14 protein-coding genes are annotated in these 14005 nt (G+C 72.4%); 10 read left to right on the top strand and 4 right to left on the bottom strand.

The features are described from left to right. The first annotated feature begins 15 nt into the window (after nt 1-15). Nucleotides 16-1062 carry a SigB/SigF/SigG family RNA polymerase sigma factor gene (locus tag HUT12_RS19980; protein ID WP_236145757.1) on the top strand — a complete coding sequence of 349 codons (1047 nt, stop codon included), beginning with the start codon at nt 16-18 and terminating at the stop codon, nt 1060-1062. A 76-nt stretch (nt 1063-1138) separates the two neighbouring features. On the opposite strand, the gene ctaD is transcribed toward HUT12_RS19980, so the two are convergent. From ctaD to HUT12_RS19965, 3 genes are all read right to left on the bottom strand, one after another. After that, complete coding sequence (gene ctaD, locus HUT12_RS19975; protein WP_176094340.1) at nt 1139-3139, bottom strand: cytochrome c oxidase subunit I; 2001 nt, start codon at nt 3137-3139, stop codon at nt 1139-1141. An 87-nt stretch (nt 3140-3226) separates the two neighbouring features. Continuing rightward, nucleotides 3227-3952 (bottom strand): ATP-binding protein, encoded by a 726-nt coding sequence (locus HUT12_RS19970; RefSeq protein WP_176094339.1) that lies wholly within the window; start codon nt 3950-3952, stop codon nt 3227-3229. A 179-nt stretch (nt 3953-4131) separates the two neighbouring features. Then, complete coding sequence (locus tag HUT12_RS19965; RefSeq protein WP_236145758.1) at nt 4132-5118, bottom strand: glucosyl-3-phosphoglycerate synthase; 987 nt, start codon at nt 5116-5118, stop codon at nt 4132-4134. A 347-nt stretch (nt 5119-5465) separates the two neighbouring features. Between HUT12_RS19965 and secA2 the strand changes: the two genes are divergently transcribed. From secA2 to HUT12_RS19945, 4 genes are all read left to right on the top strand, one after another. After that, on the top strand, nt 5466-7760 hold the full coding sequence (gene secA2 / locus HUT12_RS19960) for an accessory Sec system translocase SecA2 (protein ID WP_131053488.1): 2295 nt from the start codon (nt 5466-5468) through the stop codon (nt 7758-7760). A 183-nt stretch (nt 7761-7943) separates the two neighbouring features. Next, nucleotides 7944-8684, top strand: coding sequence for a GAF and ANTAR domain-containing protein (locus HUT12_RS19955; RefSeq protein WP_176094338.1), 741 nt, complete (start codon nt 7944-7946; stop codon nt 8682-8684). Nucleotides 8685-8755: 71 nt separating this feature from the next. Next, the gene (locus HUT12_RS19950) at nt 8756-9256 is read left to right on the top strand and encodes a DUF2231 domain-containing protein (protein WP_131053490.1); all 501 of its coding nucleotides are present in this window, start codon (nt 8756-8758) and stop codon (nt 9254-9256) included. 116 nt (nt 9257-9372) lie between these two features. Further along, nucleotides 9373-10140 (top strand): class I SAM-dependent methyltransferase, encoded by a 768-nt coding sequence (locus tag HUT12_RS19945; protein ID WP_176094337.1) that lies wholly within the window; start codon nt 9373-9375, stop codon nt 10138-10140. Between the two features lie 9 nt (nt 10141-10149). Here HUT12_RS19945 and HUT12_RS19940 read toward each other — a convergent pair whose 3' ends face one another. Continuing rightward, nucleotides 10150-10545 (bottom strand): ankyrin repeat domain-containing protein, encoded by a 396-nt coding sequence (locus tag HUT12_RS19940; RefSeq protein ID WP_131053492.1) that lies wholly within the window; start codon nt 10543-10545, stop codon nt 10150-10152. Nucleotides 10546-10688: 143 nt separating this feature from the next. Here HUT12_RS19940 and HUT12_RS19935 point away from each other — a divergent pair, with 143 nt between their 5' ends. The 5 genes from HUT12_RS19935 to HUT12_RS19915 all read left to right on the top strand — a co-directional run bounded on the left by HUT12_RS19935 (nt 10689) and on the right by HUT12_RS19915 (nt 13991). Continuing rightward, nucleotides 10689-11150, top strand: coding sequence for a cysteine dioxygenase family protein (locus tag HUT12_RS19935; protein ID WP_131053493.1), 462 nt, complete (start codon nt 10689-10691; stop codon nt 11148-11150). Nucleotides 11151-11214: 64 nt separating this feature from the next. After that, entirely contained in the window at nt 11215-11712 is a 498-nt protein-coding gene (locus tag HUT12_RS19930) for a rhodanese-like domain-containing protein (protein WP_176094336.1), read from the top strand. A 131-nt stretch (nt 11713-11843) separates the two neighbouring features. Further along, complete coding sequence (locus HUT12_RS19925; protein ID WP_176095874.1) at nt 11844-12287, top strand: winged helix-turn-helix domain-containing protein; 444 nt, start codon at nt 11844-11846, stop codon at nt 12285-12287. 340 nt (nt 12288-12627) lie between these two features. Then, the gene (locus HUT12_RS19920) at nt 12628-13239 is read left to right on the top strand and encodes a winged helix-turn-helix domain-containing protein (protein WP_131053496.1); all 612 of its coding nucleotides are present in this window, start codon (nt 12628-12630) and stop codon (nt 13237-13239) included. A 110-nt stretch (nt 13240-13349) separates the two neighbouring features. Continuing rightward, entirely contained in the window at nt 13350-13991 is a 642-nt protein-coding gene (locus HUT12_RS19915) for a uridine kinase (protein ID WP_176094335.1), read from the top strand. The last annotated feature ends 14 nt before the right edge of the window (nt 13992-14005 follow it).

Genomic DNA, 14005 nt, shown 5'->3' with positions numbered 1-14005 from the left:
CGAACCCGCGCCGCCGTGATTGAGTACCTACGGAGCGGGAACACCGCCGGCTGCGACAGGCTGATCACTTGCCGTGGCGCGGCGTCGCCCGCTGGCATCCCAATCACGAACCCACTTCTCGGCCCGTGCGTGTCCACGCGCGTGCCCGGTGTCCACGTATCCGGGCGGGGGTCCTTCCTGAGGGAGGCGCGGATGTTCGGACAGACCACCACGACCACACCACCACCGACGGACCGGGGGCTGGAGGATCTCGACGCGGCGGCGCTCGCGTACGCGGCGCGGATCGCCGGGCTGCCGCCCGAGCGCCGCCACGAGGCGCGGGACGACCTGGTCCGCTTCGCGTTGCCGTTCGCGGGCCGGCTGGCCCGCCGCTACCGGGGACGCGGGGAACCGCTGGAGGATCTGGAACAGGTGGCCCGTCTGGGGCTGGTCAACGCCGTCGACCGGTACGACCCGGAACGCGGCTCGTTCACCGCGTACGCCGCGATCACCATCGTGGGTGAGATCAAGCGGCATTTCCGGGATCGCACCTGGGGTGTGCACGTGCCCCGCCGGTTGCGTGACCTGATCCTGGAGGTCGGACAGGCGACGGCGGCGCTGACCAGCGAGCTGTCCCGCGCGCCCACCGTGGCCGAACTGTCCAAGCGGCTGGAGACGCCGGAGGAGGAGATCCTCGCCGCGCTGGAGTCGGCGGCCGGCTACAGCCCGGCCTCGCTCAACGCGCCGGTCGGCGGGGAGAGCTCGGCCGAGTTCGGTGACCTGGTGGGCGAGTCGGACATCGCGCTGGAGTCCGTCGACGACCGGGTGACGGTCAGCGGGCTGCTGCACCGGCTGCCCTGGCGGGAGCGGCGCATCCTGGCGATGCGCTTCTACGGCAACCAGACCCAGGCCGAGATCGCCGCCCGCTTCGGCATCTCCCAGATGCACGTCTCGCGTCTGCTGTCGCGAGCCCTGACCTGGTTGCGGCAGGCGATGCTCGCGGACGCGCCGCCGCCCTGGCAGAACGGCCCGGCCGAGTCCGAGACCGCGCCGGCGAAGACGGCGGCCCGGCCGGTTCGGTAAGGAGGGGTCCCCTGCTAACGCCTCCGGCATAGCAGGGGACCCCTCCTAACATCCGCGGCCGTACTTCGCCGCCGGCTCAGTTCCCGGTGCCGTCACCGCGTCCGCGCGGGTGCCGCCACCTGTCGTTCTGCTCCCGGCGCTCGGCGCCCAGCGGGTCGTCCTCCGGCTCGTCGGTGTCGGCGAAGCTGGGACGGCGGACCTCCTCCGGCGTCGGCACCTGCACCGGCCGGGCGCCGGACTGCGGCGCGGGCTGGTACGCCTCGGCCTCCGGCGCACCGTGCGCGCCCCCGGCCGCCGGCGACTCGGGCGGGTGCGTCTCGCGGTGCAGTTCGTCGCGGAAGTCCTGCGGCGGCTTGACCGTCCGCTGCGGAAGGTCGCGACCCAGGTCGGAGACGAGTTCGCCGTACTTGGCGTCGAAGGCCGGCCGCTCGGAGCGGATCCGCGGCATCCGGTCGAAGTTGCGCAGCGGCGGCGGGCAGGTGGTCGCCCACTCCAGGGAGTTGCCGAAACCCCACGGGTCGTCCACCGTCACCTGGGCGCCGAACCGCCACGACTTCCAGGCGTTCCAGATGAAGAACAACGTGGACGCACCCAGCACGAACGAGAACACGCTGGAGATCGTGTTGAGCGTGGTGAAGCCGTCGGTCGGCAGGTAGTCCGCGTACCGCCGGGGCATGCCCTCGTTGCCCAGCCAGTGGTGCACCAGGAAGGTGCCGTGGAAGCCGACGAACATGGTCCAGAAATGGATCTTGCCGAGCCGTTCGTCGAGCAGTCGCCCGGTCATCTTGGGCCACCAGAAGTAGAAGCCGGCGAAGAGCGCGAAGACCACCGTCCCGAAGACCACGTAGTGGAAGTGCGCCACCACGAAGTAGGTGTCGTGGGTGTGGAAGTCGGCCGGCGGGCTGGCCAGCAGGACGCCGGTGAGGCCGCCGAGCAGGAACGTCACCAGGAAGCCAATGGAGAACAGCATCGGCGTCTCGAAGGTGAGCTGCCCCTTCCACATGGTGCCGATCCAGTTGAAGAACTTCACCCCGGTCGGCACCGCGATCAGATAACTGAGGATGCTGAAGAACGGCAGCAGCACCTGGCCGGTGGCGAACATGTGGTGCGCCCACACCGTCATCGACAGCACGGTGATCGCGATGGTGGCCAGCACCAGGCCGGTGTAACCGAAGATCGGCTTACGGGAGAAGACCGGGATGACCTCGGTGATGATCCCGAAGAACGGCAACGCGATGATGTAGACCTCGGGGTGCCCGAAGAACCAGAACAGGTGCTGCCACAGCATCGGCCCGCCGGTGTCCGGGTTGAACACCTGCGCGTCGAGCAGCCGGTCGGCGGTCAGCGCCAGCAGCGCGGCGGCCAACAACGGGAAGACCAGGATCACCAGTACGCTGGTGAACAGCATGTTCCAGGTGAAGATCGGCAGCCGGAACATGGTCATGCCGGGCGCGCGCAGCGTCAGGATCGTGGTGATCAGGTTGACCGCGCCGAGGATGGTGCCCAGACCGGACACGACCAGGCCGACCACCCACATGTTCGCGCCGACGCCGGGGGAGTGCTCCACGGTGCTCAACGGCGTGTACGCGGTCCACCCGAAGTCGGCCGAGCCCTGCGGGGTGAGGAACCCGCCGATCACCATCAGTCCACCGAACAGGTACAACCAGTACGCCAGCGCGTTGAGCCGGGGGAACGACACGTCGGGCGCGCCGATCTGGATCGGCACGATGTAGTTGCCGAAGCCGAACGCGGCGGGCGTAGCGAACAGCAGCAGCATCACCGCGCCGTGCGAGGTGAACAACTGGTTGTACTGCTCCGGGGAGAGGAACTGCAGACCCGGACGGGCCAGTTCGGCGCGGATCAGCATCGCCTCGATGCCGGCCAGTACGAAGAAGCCGAACGAGGTGAGCAGATAGAGCAGCCCGATCTGCTTGTGGTCGGTGGTGGCCAGGAACCTGACCAGCTTCCCGCCGGGCAACGGCTTGCGCAGCGGGCCCGGATAGCCGCCGAACCGGGCCGGGGCCAGGATGGCCGGCCCTCGGTCCTGTCCGGGTTCGGTGGTTACCCGCTTGGGCATGCGCTCTCACCCCGCTGACGACGCAAAAGGACGGGCGTGGCTACCCGCCCCGTCGACCATGTAACCAGGCGAGAGGGGGAATTTCGGTCAATTGGCCGCTAGCGTGGCCCAGACGGCCTTTCCGTCACCGGCCGGCGCGCTGCCCCAGCGGTCGGCCAGCTCGCGTACCAGCAGCAGGCCCCGGCCGCCCTCGTCGTGGTGCCCGGACCGGCCCTCCTCGGCCGGCGTGCTGCTGCCGTCGACCACCGCCAGGTGTAACCACGGCCGCCGCAGCGTCACGGTCACCTGCATCGGCGTGCCGGCGTGCCGCACCACGTTGCCGACCAACTCGCTGAGCACCACCGAGGCCGGGCCGACCGCCTCCGGCAGGTTCCACCGCGCGCAGGCGTCGACGACCAGTTCCCGGGCCCGTCGGCAGGCCGCCGCGACCGGCTCCAGCCGGACCCGCAGCCGGGGCACGGCCGACGCGCCGGCCACCCGGGTCGCCTCGTCGCAGGAGCCCCGCATCGGCACCACCCGGCAGGCCGTCGACTCGGTCAGCGGGGCCGCCGCCGGCCCGGGCGCGCAGAGCACCATCGGCACCACCGGCCAGCCGGCGGCGCGGCGTGCGGCGGCGACGAAGACCGACACCGCCAACGGGTGATCCACCCGCAGCCCGGACAGGTCCACCACCAGCGCGTCGGGCTGGTCGGCCAGACACCGGTCCAGCACGCGGTACGCCGTCCGGGTGGTGGTCAGGTCGAGGGTGCCGGCGAGCCGGACGACGGTGACCGCTGCTGCGTCGTCTACCTCACAGATGATCCGGCTCGCCATCTCCGCCCTCGACTCGTCCTCGCCCGCCTGCGCTCTCGCCCGCCCTGCGGCCTCCTGGATCCCACCCGCCGCACGGCCTGCCAACTACCCGACCGGCGGCCCGGCGAAACCGTGCCGGGCTGCGGTGACCCGCCCAGACGTACGCCGCCGACGTGGGAGCGCTACCGCCACGAGCGTCGCTACGACGTGGCCGCCACCCGCCGTCGCGGCACCCGGTGCCGTAGCTCCGCCAGCGGCGGGCGCTCCTCCACCGACACGTCGCTGACCACGATCTCCCGGTCCAGGTTCGGCAGGGCGTCGGAGCCGCCCCGGCGGAACTGGGTGAGCAGCGCGGTGGGCAGCACGTCCGGGTTGGCCCAGCCCCGGCGCTGCAGCCGCGACCAGGCGGTGAGCATGATCTGCGCGGACATCCGGCCCAGCGCGGCGGTGTCCTGGTGCCGGTGCTTGCGTTCGCCGAGGTCGACCTGGGCCAGCGCGTCCAGCCCGACGAGTTCCAGCAGGTCGATCAGCATCGCGGTCTCCACGCCGTAACCGGAGACGAACGGCACCTGGGCCAGCACCTCGCGGCGGCCGGCGTACTCACCGGCCAGCGGCTGCACGAAACCGGCCAGCTCCGGCCAGAACAGGTTGAGCATCGGCCGGGCCATCAGCTCGGTCACCCGGCCGCCGCCGTCGGCCTCCACCCCGCTGGTGTTGATCAGGGGCCGGTGGTAGAAGCCTTTGACGAAGTCGACCGACGGGTCGGTGAGCAGCGGGCCGATCAGCCCGGTGACGAAGTGCGGCCGGAACTCCCGCAGGTCGGCGTCGACGAACGCCACCACGTCGCCCTCCGCCGCGGCCAGCCCGGCCCAGAGCGCGTCGCCCTTGCCGGTCAACCGGGGCAGCCCCTGGGTCATCGCGTCCTGGCCGACCACCTCGGCACCGGCAGCCCGCGCCACCTCGGCGGTCCGGTCGGTGGACCGCGAGTCGACCACGATCAACTCGTCGACCAGCGGCACCCGGTCCATCAGGTGCTCGCGGATGGTCGACACGATCGCCCCGACGGTGGCCTCTTCGTTGCGCGCCGGCAACACCACGCTGACCCGGCTGTCACCCTTGGCCCGCAGCAGCCGCCGCGTCGGCCAGTCGGCCGCCGAGGTCGTCCGATACGTGGCCCAGGCCTCCACCACGGGCGAGACCAGAGATTCAGTGTTCCGCACAGGCACCCCCTGATCGTCGCGGGAAGACCGGGAGTCGGATTTCCCAGCACCCCGCACGCTAATCGGATCCATCCCCCAGCTTGATCACCACCGTGCGCCCGGCACGTTCCCGTCGGATGAACGTTTGATTGCGTCCGGTCCGGGCAGGTATCCGACGAGGGGCGCCGCCGGGACCTCGCAGAGCGCAAGGCGTCGCTGACCTGCGGACTAGCCGCCGCCGACCGGTCGGAGGAGCGGGCGGCCGGGTCGGCTCGCGCGACGGCGCGCCGGTCGGGCCGTCACAACCGGCCTCCGGTCGCGTACCGTTGCGGCTCATGGGTGTGTCGCAACGGTTGAAGACCAGGTTCCGCCGGTTCCTCCAGCGCCCGGGGACCACGGTCGATCTGGCCCCGCTGGAGAAGCTGCTGCCGGCCATCGAGGCCCGCGAGGAGAAGGTCTCGGCGTTCGACGACGCCGAACTCACCGAGGCCGCCGACGCCGCGTCGAGCTACGAGGAGATCTGCGCGCTCGGCCGGGAGGCCGCCCGCCGCGGGCTCGACCAACGGCCGTACGACGTGCAGCTGCTCGGCGCGATGTCGCTGCTCTCCGGCAAGGTCGCCGAGATGGCCACCGGTGAGGGCAAGACGCTGACCGCCGCGATCGCCGCGTACGGGCACGTCCGGCTCGGCAACGGTCCGGTGCACGTGCTCACCGTCAACGACTACCTGGCCCGCCGGGACGCCCAGTGGATGGAGCCGGTCTACACGCTCCTCGGGCTCACCGTCGGCTGGGTCAACGAGGCGTCCACCCCGATCGAGCGGCGGGCCGCGTACGCCTGCGACGTGACCTACGTCTCGGTCAGCGAGGCGGGCTTCGACTTCCTGCGCGACCAACTCGTCACCGACATCGCCGACCGGGTCCAGCCGCCGCTGCGCACCGCCATCGTCGACGAGGCGGACTCGATCCTGATCGACGAGGCCCGGGTGCCGATGGTGCTCGCCGGCTCGGTGCCGGGCGAGCAGGACCCCGTACACACCGCCGCCGGGCTGGTGCGCGGCCTGCGCAAGGGCAAGCACTACACCGTCGCCGAGGACGGCCGCAGCGCCGCCTTCACCTCCGCCGGCCTGGCCGCCGTCGAGGCCAAGCTCGGCATCGACCTGTACGACGAGGAGAACGTCGAGCAGCTCTCCGCGGTGAACGTGGCGCTGCACGCGCACGCCCTGCTGCACCGGGACGTGGACTACATCGTCCGGGACGGCACGGTCGAGCTGATCGACGAGATGCGTGGCCGGGTCGCCCAGCGGCGACGCTGGCCCGATGGGCTCCAGGCCGCGGTCGAGGCCAAGGAGGGGCTGGACGCCACCGCCGAGGGCGAGGTGCTGGGCACCATCGCCGTGCAGGCGTACATCGGTCTCTACCCGAAGGTGTGCGGCATGACCGCGACCGCCGTGCTGGTCGGCGACCAGCTCCGGGAGTTCTTCGGTCTGGAGGTCGCGGTGATCCCGCCGAACACCCCGTGCGTGCGGGTGGACGAGCCGGACCGCATCTACGCCACCCGGGCCGAGAAGGAGGAGGCGCTGATCGACGAGATCCAGCGCTGCCACGCCGACGGGCGTCCGGTGCTGGTCGGCACGCTCGACGTCAAGGAGTCCGAGCAACTCGCCGCCGGTCTGCACGCGGCCGGCGTGCCCTGCGTGGTGCTCAACGCCAAGAACGACGACGAGGAGGCGGCGATCATCGCCGAGGCCGGTGCCCACGGCACGGTGACCGTCTCCACCCAGATGGCCGGCCGGGGCGTGGACATCCGCCTCGGCGGCAGCGACCAGGCCGACCGGGACCAGGTCGCCGAGCTGGGCGGCCTCTACGTGATCGGCAGCGGCCGGCACGACAGCCGCCGGGTCGACGACCAGCTCCGGGGCCGGGCCGGGCGGCAGGGTGACCCGGGCGGGTCGGTCTTCTTCGTCAGCCTGGAGGACGACCTGGTGGTCCGGCACGCCGGCGACGCCGTGCCGCCCTCACCCCGCATGAACGCCGACGGCCTGGTCACCGACGCGCAGGTGGACTACGCCGTGGAGCACGCGCAGCGGGTCGCGGAAGGGGTCAACCACGAGATCCACCGCAACACCTGGCGCTACAGCGTGGTCATCGAGCAGCAGCGCAAGGCACTCGCCGAGCGCCGGGAGCGGTTGCTGACCAGCGACGTCGCGGCGCTGATGCTGCTGGACAAGATGCCCGACAAGGCCGGCGAGATGGACGAGGACCTGCTCGCCCGGGCCGCCCGGTCGATCGCGCTCTACCACCTCGACCGGCTCTGGGCCGCGCACCTGGCCGAGCTCTCCGAGGTACGCGAGGGTGTGCACCTGCGTGCCCTGGGCCGCCTCGACCCGCTGGACGAGTTCCACCGCGCCGCCGTGCCCGCCTTCACCAACCTGGTGCCCGAGATCGAGGCCCGTACGCTGGCCACCTTCGAGGAGACCGAGTTCGACGAGGACTGGGAGCCGGACGAGTCCGAGCTGAGCCGGCCCAGCGCCACCTGGACCTACCTCGTGCACGACAACCCGTTCGGCTCCGAGTTGGACCGACTGATCGCCTCGGTCGGCCGTCGCCTGTCCGGAGCCGGATCCCGCTGACCCGACCACACCCCTCCCGGCGGTCGTCGTACCCTGGGAGGGGCTTTGGTTTGCGCCGTTTCGACCCATGTTCTGGTGGGTAGTAGGGCAGGTCCGTGCTACCGGAGCCGCCGTCAGGTCGAGGCGCAGACCGAGGAGGATTCAGGTGACGACGCTGGCCGCGGGGACCGGGGCGGGCTGCCGGTGAACCTGGAGACCAGCCCTCCGCCGGCCGATACCTTCGGCGTCCTGGAGACAGCGGCCCTGCTGCGGGAACTCACCGCCGGACTCATCGCGGTGGACGACTTCGACGCGGCGCTCACCGCGATGGTGCGCATCACCCGTGACGCCCTGCCCGGGGTGAGCTGGTGCGATTTCACCGCGCTGCGGGCCGGCGAGCCCGCCGGAGTGGCCGCCTCCGACGCCCCGCTCGCCGGGTTGGACGACGTGAGCTTCGGCCCGGACACCCCGGCGATGGAGGCGATCCGCCGCCGGGAGATGGTCGGTGCCGAGAACCTCGACGCCGAGCCCCGCTGGCCGGACTGGACGCCCCGCGCCCGGGAGTTCGGTGTGCACGGCGTGATCTCCGCACCGGTCGACATCGACGAGCAGGTGATCGGTGCGGTCAACCTCTATGCGGGTGAGTCCGATGTGCTCTCCACCGGTCACCAGTTGACCGCGATGCTGCTCGCCGAGCACGCCGGTCTGTTGCTGGCCGCCGTACGCGAGCGGGAGCGGCGGGCCGCGGTGGTCGGTGCCGAGGACGCCGCGCTGCTGGCCGACGGGGTGATCGGCCACGCCGTCGGGGTGGTCATGGCGCAGCGCGGCTGCCCGTCCGAGGACGCCCTCGAGGTGCTGCGCAGCGCGGCCTCGTCACTGTCGATCCCGTTGCGGGAGGTGGCCGAGCGGCTGGTCAGCACGGTCTCCCGACCTCGGGAAACCTGAGCGTCGTTTCACCCGGCCGGCGTCCGGGTAGCACCCTGGACTGACGGCTGATCCGACCCAGGGGGGAATCGATGCAGAGCCGGCTGCGGGTGCAGGGGCATCCCATCCAACCGATGCTGGTGACGTTCCCGTACGGGCTCTTCGTCTGCGCGACCATCTTCGACCTCGCCGACGTCGTCGGCGGTCCGGTCTTCCTCGGTGAGGTCGGCTACTGGACGGCGGTGGCCGCGCTGGTGGCGGCGGCGTTGACCGCGATCGCCGGCATGGTCGACCTGTGGGACGTGCCGCCGGACCGGGTCCGTCGCACCGCGATCACCTTCAACCTGGTCAACGCCGGCATGGCCGGACTGTTCCTGATCTCCTGCCTGGTCCGGGCCGACGCGGCGAACCGGGGCGCGGCCCCCGCGCTGCTGGTGGTCCAGGTGGTCGCGTTGGCGATCGGCGGCGTCGGCGTGCACCTCGGCTCGCGGCTGATGCGGCACTTCGAGTCCGCCGGCGCCGCGGCGCCCGGCTTCGACGGCCTGCGCGGCGTGGACGGCCCCACCGTGGAGGTCGTCCGGCCCCGCCCGTAGGGACGGATGTGTAAGGAGGGGTCCCCTGCTAACGCCTGGTGCATAGCAGGGGACCCCTCCTTACACCTACCTAATCCGGTTGCCGGGCCAAGGGCGTCCCGAGGACGCTGGCCCCCATGGTGTCCACGGCAGCGAGCTTCGAGGAACTACTCGCCGACGGCGAGTCCGCCCCGGTCGAGGGGTGGGGGTTCGACTGGCTGGCCGGGCGGGCCACCGAGGAGCGTCCACCCTGGGGGTACGCCCGCCTGGTGGCGGAGCGGATGGCGACGGTCGACGCGGCACTGGACGTCGACACCGGCGGGGGAGAGGTGCTCGCCGAGGTGCCGCGTCCGCCCCGACGGCTGGTGGCGACCGAGGCGTGGCCGCCGAACGTGCCGGTGGCCCGGGAGAATCTGCGTCCCCTCGGCGCGACCGTGGTGGCGGTGTCCCCGGAGGCGCCGCTGCCTTTCGCCGACGGCAGCTTCGACCTGGTGGTCAGCCGGCATCCGGTGCGGACGGACTGGCCGGAGGTGGCGCGGGTGCTGCGGCCGGGCGGCACGTTCCTGTCGCAGCAGATCGGGCCGGGGACGGTACGCGAACTCAGCGAGGCCGTGCTCGGGCCGTTGCCGCCACCGGCGTACCGGCATCCGGAGCAGGAGGTCGCGCAGGCCCGCGCGGCCGGTCTGACCGTGGTGGACCTGCGCGAGGCGACACTGCGGACGGTCTTCCACGACATCGGCGCGGTGGTCTGGTTCCTGCGCAAGGTGGTCTGGACGGTGCCCGGCTTCACCGTGGCGGCGCACCGGCCGGCGCTGGCCCGCCTGCACGCCCGCATCGAGGCTGAGGGGACCTTCGTCGCGTACGCCCGGCGCTTCCTCGTCGAGGCGACCCGCCCGGCGGCCTGACCCGTCGGCTCAGGCCGTGGGGCGCAGCAGCGTGAGCATCTCCGGCAGGTCGAAGAACTGCGCCGTCTCCACGGCGGACGGATTGCCGCCGTCCGGGTCCGCGCCGGCGCCGAGCAGCGCGCGGACCGCCGTGGCGTTCTTGCGGAACACCGCCGCGGCGAGGGCGGTCTGACCCCGGTCGTTGGTACGCGCGTGGTCGGCGCCGCGCTCCAGCAGGGCGGCGACGGTCTCCGGGTGGGCGTGGTACGCCGCCAGGATCAGCAGGGTGTCGCCCCGCTCGTTGGTCAGGTTGACCGGCAGCCCCGCGTCGACGTAACCGGCGAGTTCGGTGGTCGCGCCGTCGCGCGCCAGGTCGAACATCCGGTGCGCGAACTCCAGGGTCTCGGCGTCGAGTTCCTCGCTCACCGGTACAGGTTAGTGGTGGCGTCCCGGCGCCGTGCGGCGCGGTCCGCGCCTGCTTCCCAGAATGTAGGATTACCTACTAAACCTATAGGGTATGCATTCTAGACTGGTCCGGTATCCGCACCGCTGACCGTTCGTGAGGTCCCATGTCTGCTCTGCCCGTCACCGAGCCGGACCTGCTCGCCGTCGCCCGGCGCTGGGCCGCCGACACCGCGAGCTGGCCCGTACCGCTGCGCTTCGACCCGACCACCCGGTGGTACGCCCGACTCGATGCCGACGAGCACCACGAGGTGTGGGCGCTGAGCTGGCTGCCCGGGCAGGGCACCGACCTGCACGACCACGGCGGCTCCTCCGGCGCCTTCCTGGTCGCGGCGGGTGTCCTCACCGAGGAGACGGTCAGCGGCGGGCGGCTGCGCCCGCACCTGCTCGCCGCCGGTTCCGGCCGACGCTTCGGGCCCCGGCACGTGCACGTGGTGACCAACCGGCACGCCGACCCCGCGGTCAGCGTCCACGTCTACCGCCCGGCCCTGAGCCGGATGACCCGCTATCGCCTCGCACACGGCCGGCTGCTCGTCGCCGAGGTGGCCGAGGCCGGCGTGGCATGGTGATCACCCACGCCGCGTCGCCACCCGATCGTGCGCCCGGCCGCGTACCCCTTGGAAGGAACCGATGATGTCGCAGAACCATTCCGTCGCCGCCCGCTGTCCGGCGTCGGTGCCGCCTCCGGGCTCCCGGGGCATCGACGAGATCCTGGCCGCCGCCCGCACCCGACTCGACCGGCTCGACCCGGAACAGGCCCACGTGGCGCACCGGACCGGCGCCCTGCTGGTCGACATCCGTCCGGCCGCCCAGCGCGCCGCGCACGGCACCGTGCCGGGTTCGCTGATCGTCGAACGCAACGTGCTGGAGTGGCGTTTCGACCCCCGCTGCGCGGCCCGGCTGCCGCAGGCCGTCGGGTACGACGTGCCGGTGGTCGTCATCTGCCAGGAGGGCTACACCTCGTCGCTGGCCGCCGCCGCGCTGCAGGACATCGGCCTGCACCGGGCGACCGACGTGACCGGCGGGTTCGCCGCCTGGCGGATCGCCGGACTGCCCGTGCTCGGACCCACTCCACCCACCAGACCTTCCACCCTCGCGTCCCCGGCGACCGCCGGCCGGGCGTCCCGCTGAACATCCACGCCCACCCGGCGTGGCGGTAGTCCCAGGAGGCCACCATGTCCGTCGTCGCGATCAGCCCGCGCCAGCATCCGCCCGGCCGCACGAACCGCGCCCGACTGGTGCGGCAGCGCACCGGGCCGACCCTGACCATCACCGTCGACCTCGCCTCGGCGGCCGCGAGCCCCCGCCTGAACCGCCTGCTGGAACTGCTTGGCGAACTCGCCGAGTCGGGCGAGGGGCGGGTGTCGGGCGGCGACGGCGGCGAGCGGCCCACCGTGGCGGAGGACCCCCGGACCGTGCAGATCCTCACCGGGCCGCGCCGGGTGCGTCAGGGCGACCGGGACGTCCCGCTGACCCGCATCGAGTACGACCTGTTGCTCTTCCTCGCCGAACGCCCGCGCCGGGTGTTCACCCGGCTCCAGTTGCTCAACTCGGTGTGGGGCTACGACCACGCGGTGGCCCGTACCGTCGACGTGCACGTCCGCCGGTTGCGCGCCAAGCTCGGCGTCGACACGCCGCTGCTGACCACCGTCCACGGTGTGGGGTACCGCCTCGCCGACGACGCCCGGGTGGCCGTCCAGCGGTGAACCCGACGGACCGGTACGGCGTGTCCTGCGACGGGACGCGCCGCACCGGTCTGTCCCGTGCGCGTGACGGTGGTCGGTGCGCGTCGCCGGGCGCGCCGGACCGCGTCACACCATCGGGGGAACGCGAAACCCGACAGCCACCCCCGTATCAGGTCAACTTTACGACTCTGCTGTAATCAACTGGCCTCGTACGCAGAGCGAGCGGTCGGCTCCGATGTGTCGGTCAATTGTCACATTCATGCAACGCGGCCGCCTCTTGACCCTCGCACGGGCGCCGGGAAGCATCGATAAGGCGGCGTCCCGGGGCCGTGGGGAAAGCCCGGACCAGCCAAGGAGGACCATGTCGGTCAGCCCCGCATCGTCGCGCGCCGGATGGCATACGTCCCAGCCCGCGGTGCCCGGTCGCCCGCCCGGCGGTCAGCGACGTCCGGCCAACTCCACCACACCCGTGCTCACCGTCACCCTCTCCATTCCGCTGGTCTGCGAGGAGTCGTTGACGCCGGCCGCCCGGCGGCTGCTGGACGCGGCCCGGGAACTGCTGGAACGCGGCGAGGGGACGATCGTGGCCAGCCCGCCGGTGGTGCCGGAGCGGCGGACCGAGAGCGTTCCCGCCGGACGCGCGCCATCGCGGCAGATCGCCCCGACCATCCCGACCCTGCACATCCTCGCCTCGTCCCGTTCGGTGCTGCGCGACGGCGAGCCGCTGCCGTTGACCCGGCTGGAATTCGACCTGCTGCTGCACCTGGTCGCACACCCCCGCCGGGTGTTCACCCGGCTCCAACTGCTCAACGCCGTCTGGGGCTACGAGCACGCCGGGGTCCGCACCGTGGACGTGCACGTACGCCGGCTGCGCGGCAAGGTCGGCGTCGACGTACCCCTGGTCACCACCGTCTACGGTGTCGGCTACCGGCTCGCCGACGACGCCCGCGTCACCCTCGACCGCACCGCCTGACCCGCCCGGACCTCGACGGCACCGCCGTATCCACCCGGACCCTCGACCGCACGGGAGCCCGCCGGGCGGGTGGCCCGTCACGCCCGACGGTGACCGGGCACGATTGTCGGATGCGTGTGCGTCCGGTCTCACCCGAGTTGCTCGTCGCCGAACTGGCCGAGCGGTTCGCCTCCGCCGAACCGACAGGACGGCTGCGGGTGGCCGTGGACGGCGCTCCCGCCGCCCGCCCCGACGACCTGGCCACCGCCCTGGTCGACCCGCTGCGCGCCCTCGGCCGCCCGGTGCTGCACGTCCGGGCCGAGGACTTCCTCCGCCCCGCCTCGGTACGCCTGGAGCGCGGACGGACCAACCCGGACTCCTACTACGAGGGCTGGGTCGACGAGGCCGGCCTGCGCCGCGAGGTGCTCGACCCGGCCGGGCCGGACGGCACCGGCCGCCTGCTGCCCTCGCTCTGGGACGCCGGGGCCGACCGGGCCAGCCGCGCCGACTACGTCGCCCTGCCGCCCGGCGGGGTGGTGCTGGTCAGCGGCACGTTCCTGCTCGGCGGCGGGCTGCCCTTCGACGTCGTCGTCCACCTCGAACTGTCGCCCGGCGCGCTGAGTCGCCGCACCGCCCCCGACCTGGCCTGGACGCTGCCCGCCTTCGCCCGGTACGCCGACGAGGTCGCCCCCGCCACCTTCGCCGACCTGGTGGTCCGGGCCGACGACGCGCGCCGTCCCGCGATCGTGGAATCCGACGACGACTCGGTTTGACCTGCTGACGGGCT

The sequence above is a fragment of the Verrucosispora sp. NA02020 genome, from assembly GCF_013364215.1.
Classification (GTDB): domain Bacteria; phylum Actinomycetota; class Actinomycetes; order Mycobacteriales; family Micromonosporaceae; genus Micromonospora.
The sequence above is the reverse complement of the archived record's forward strand: the minus strand, read 5'-3'. Positions and strand labels throughout refer to the sequence as shown.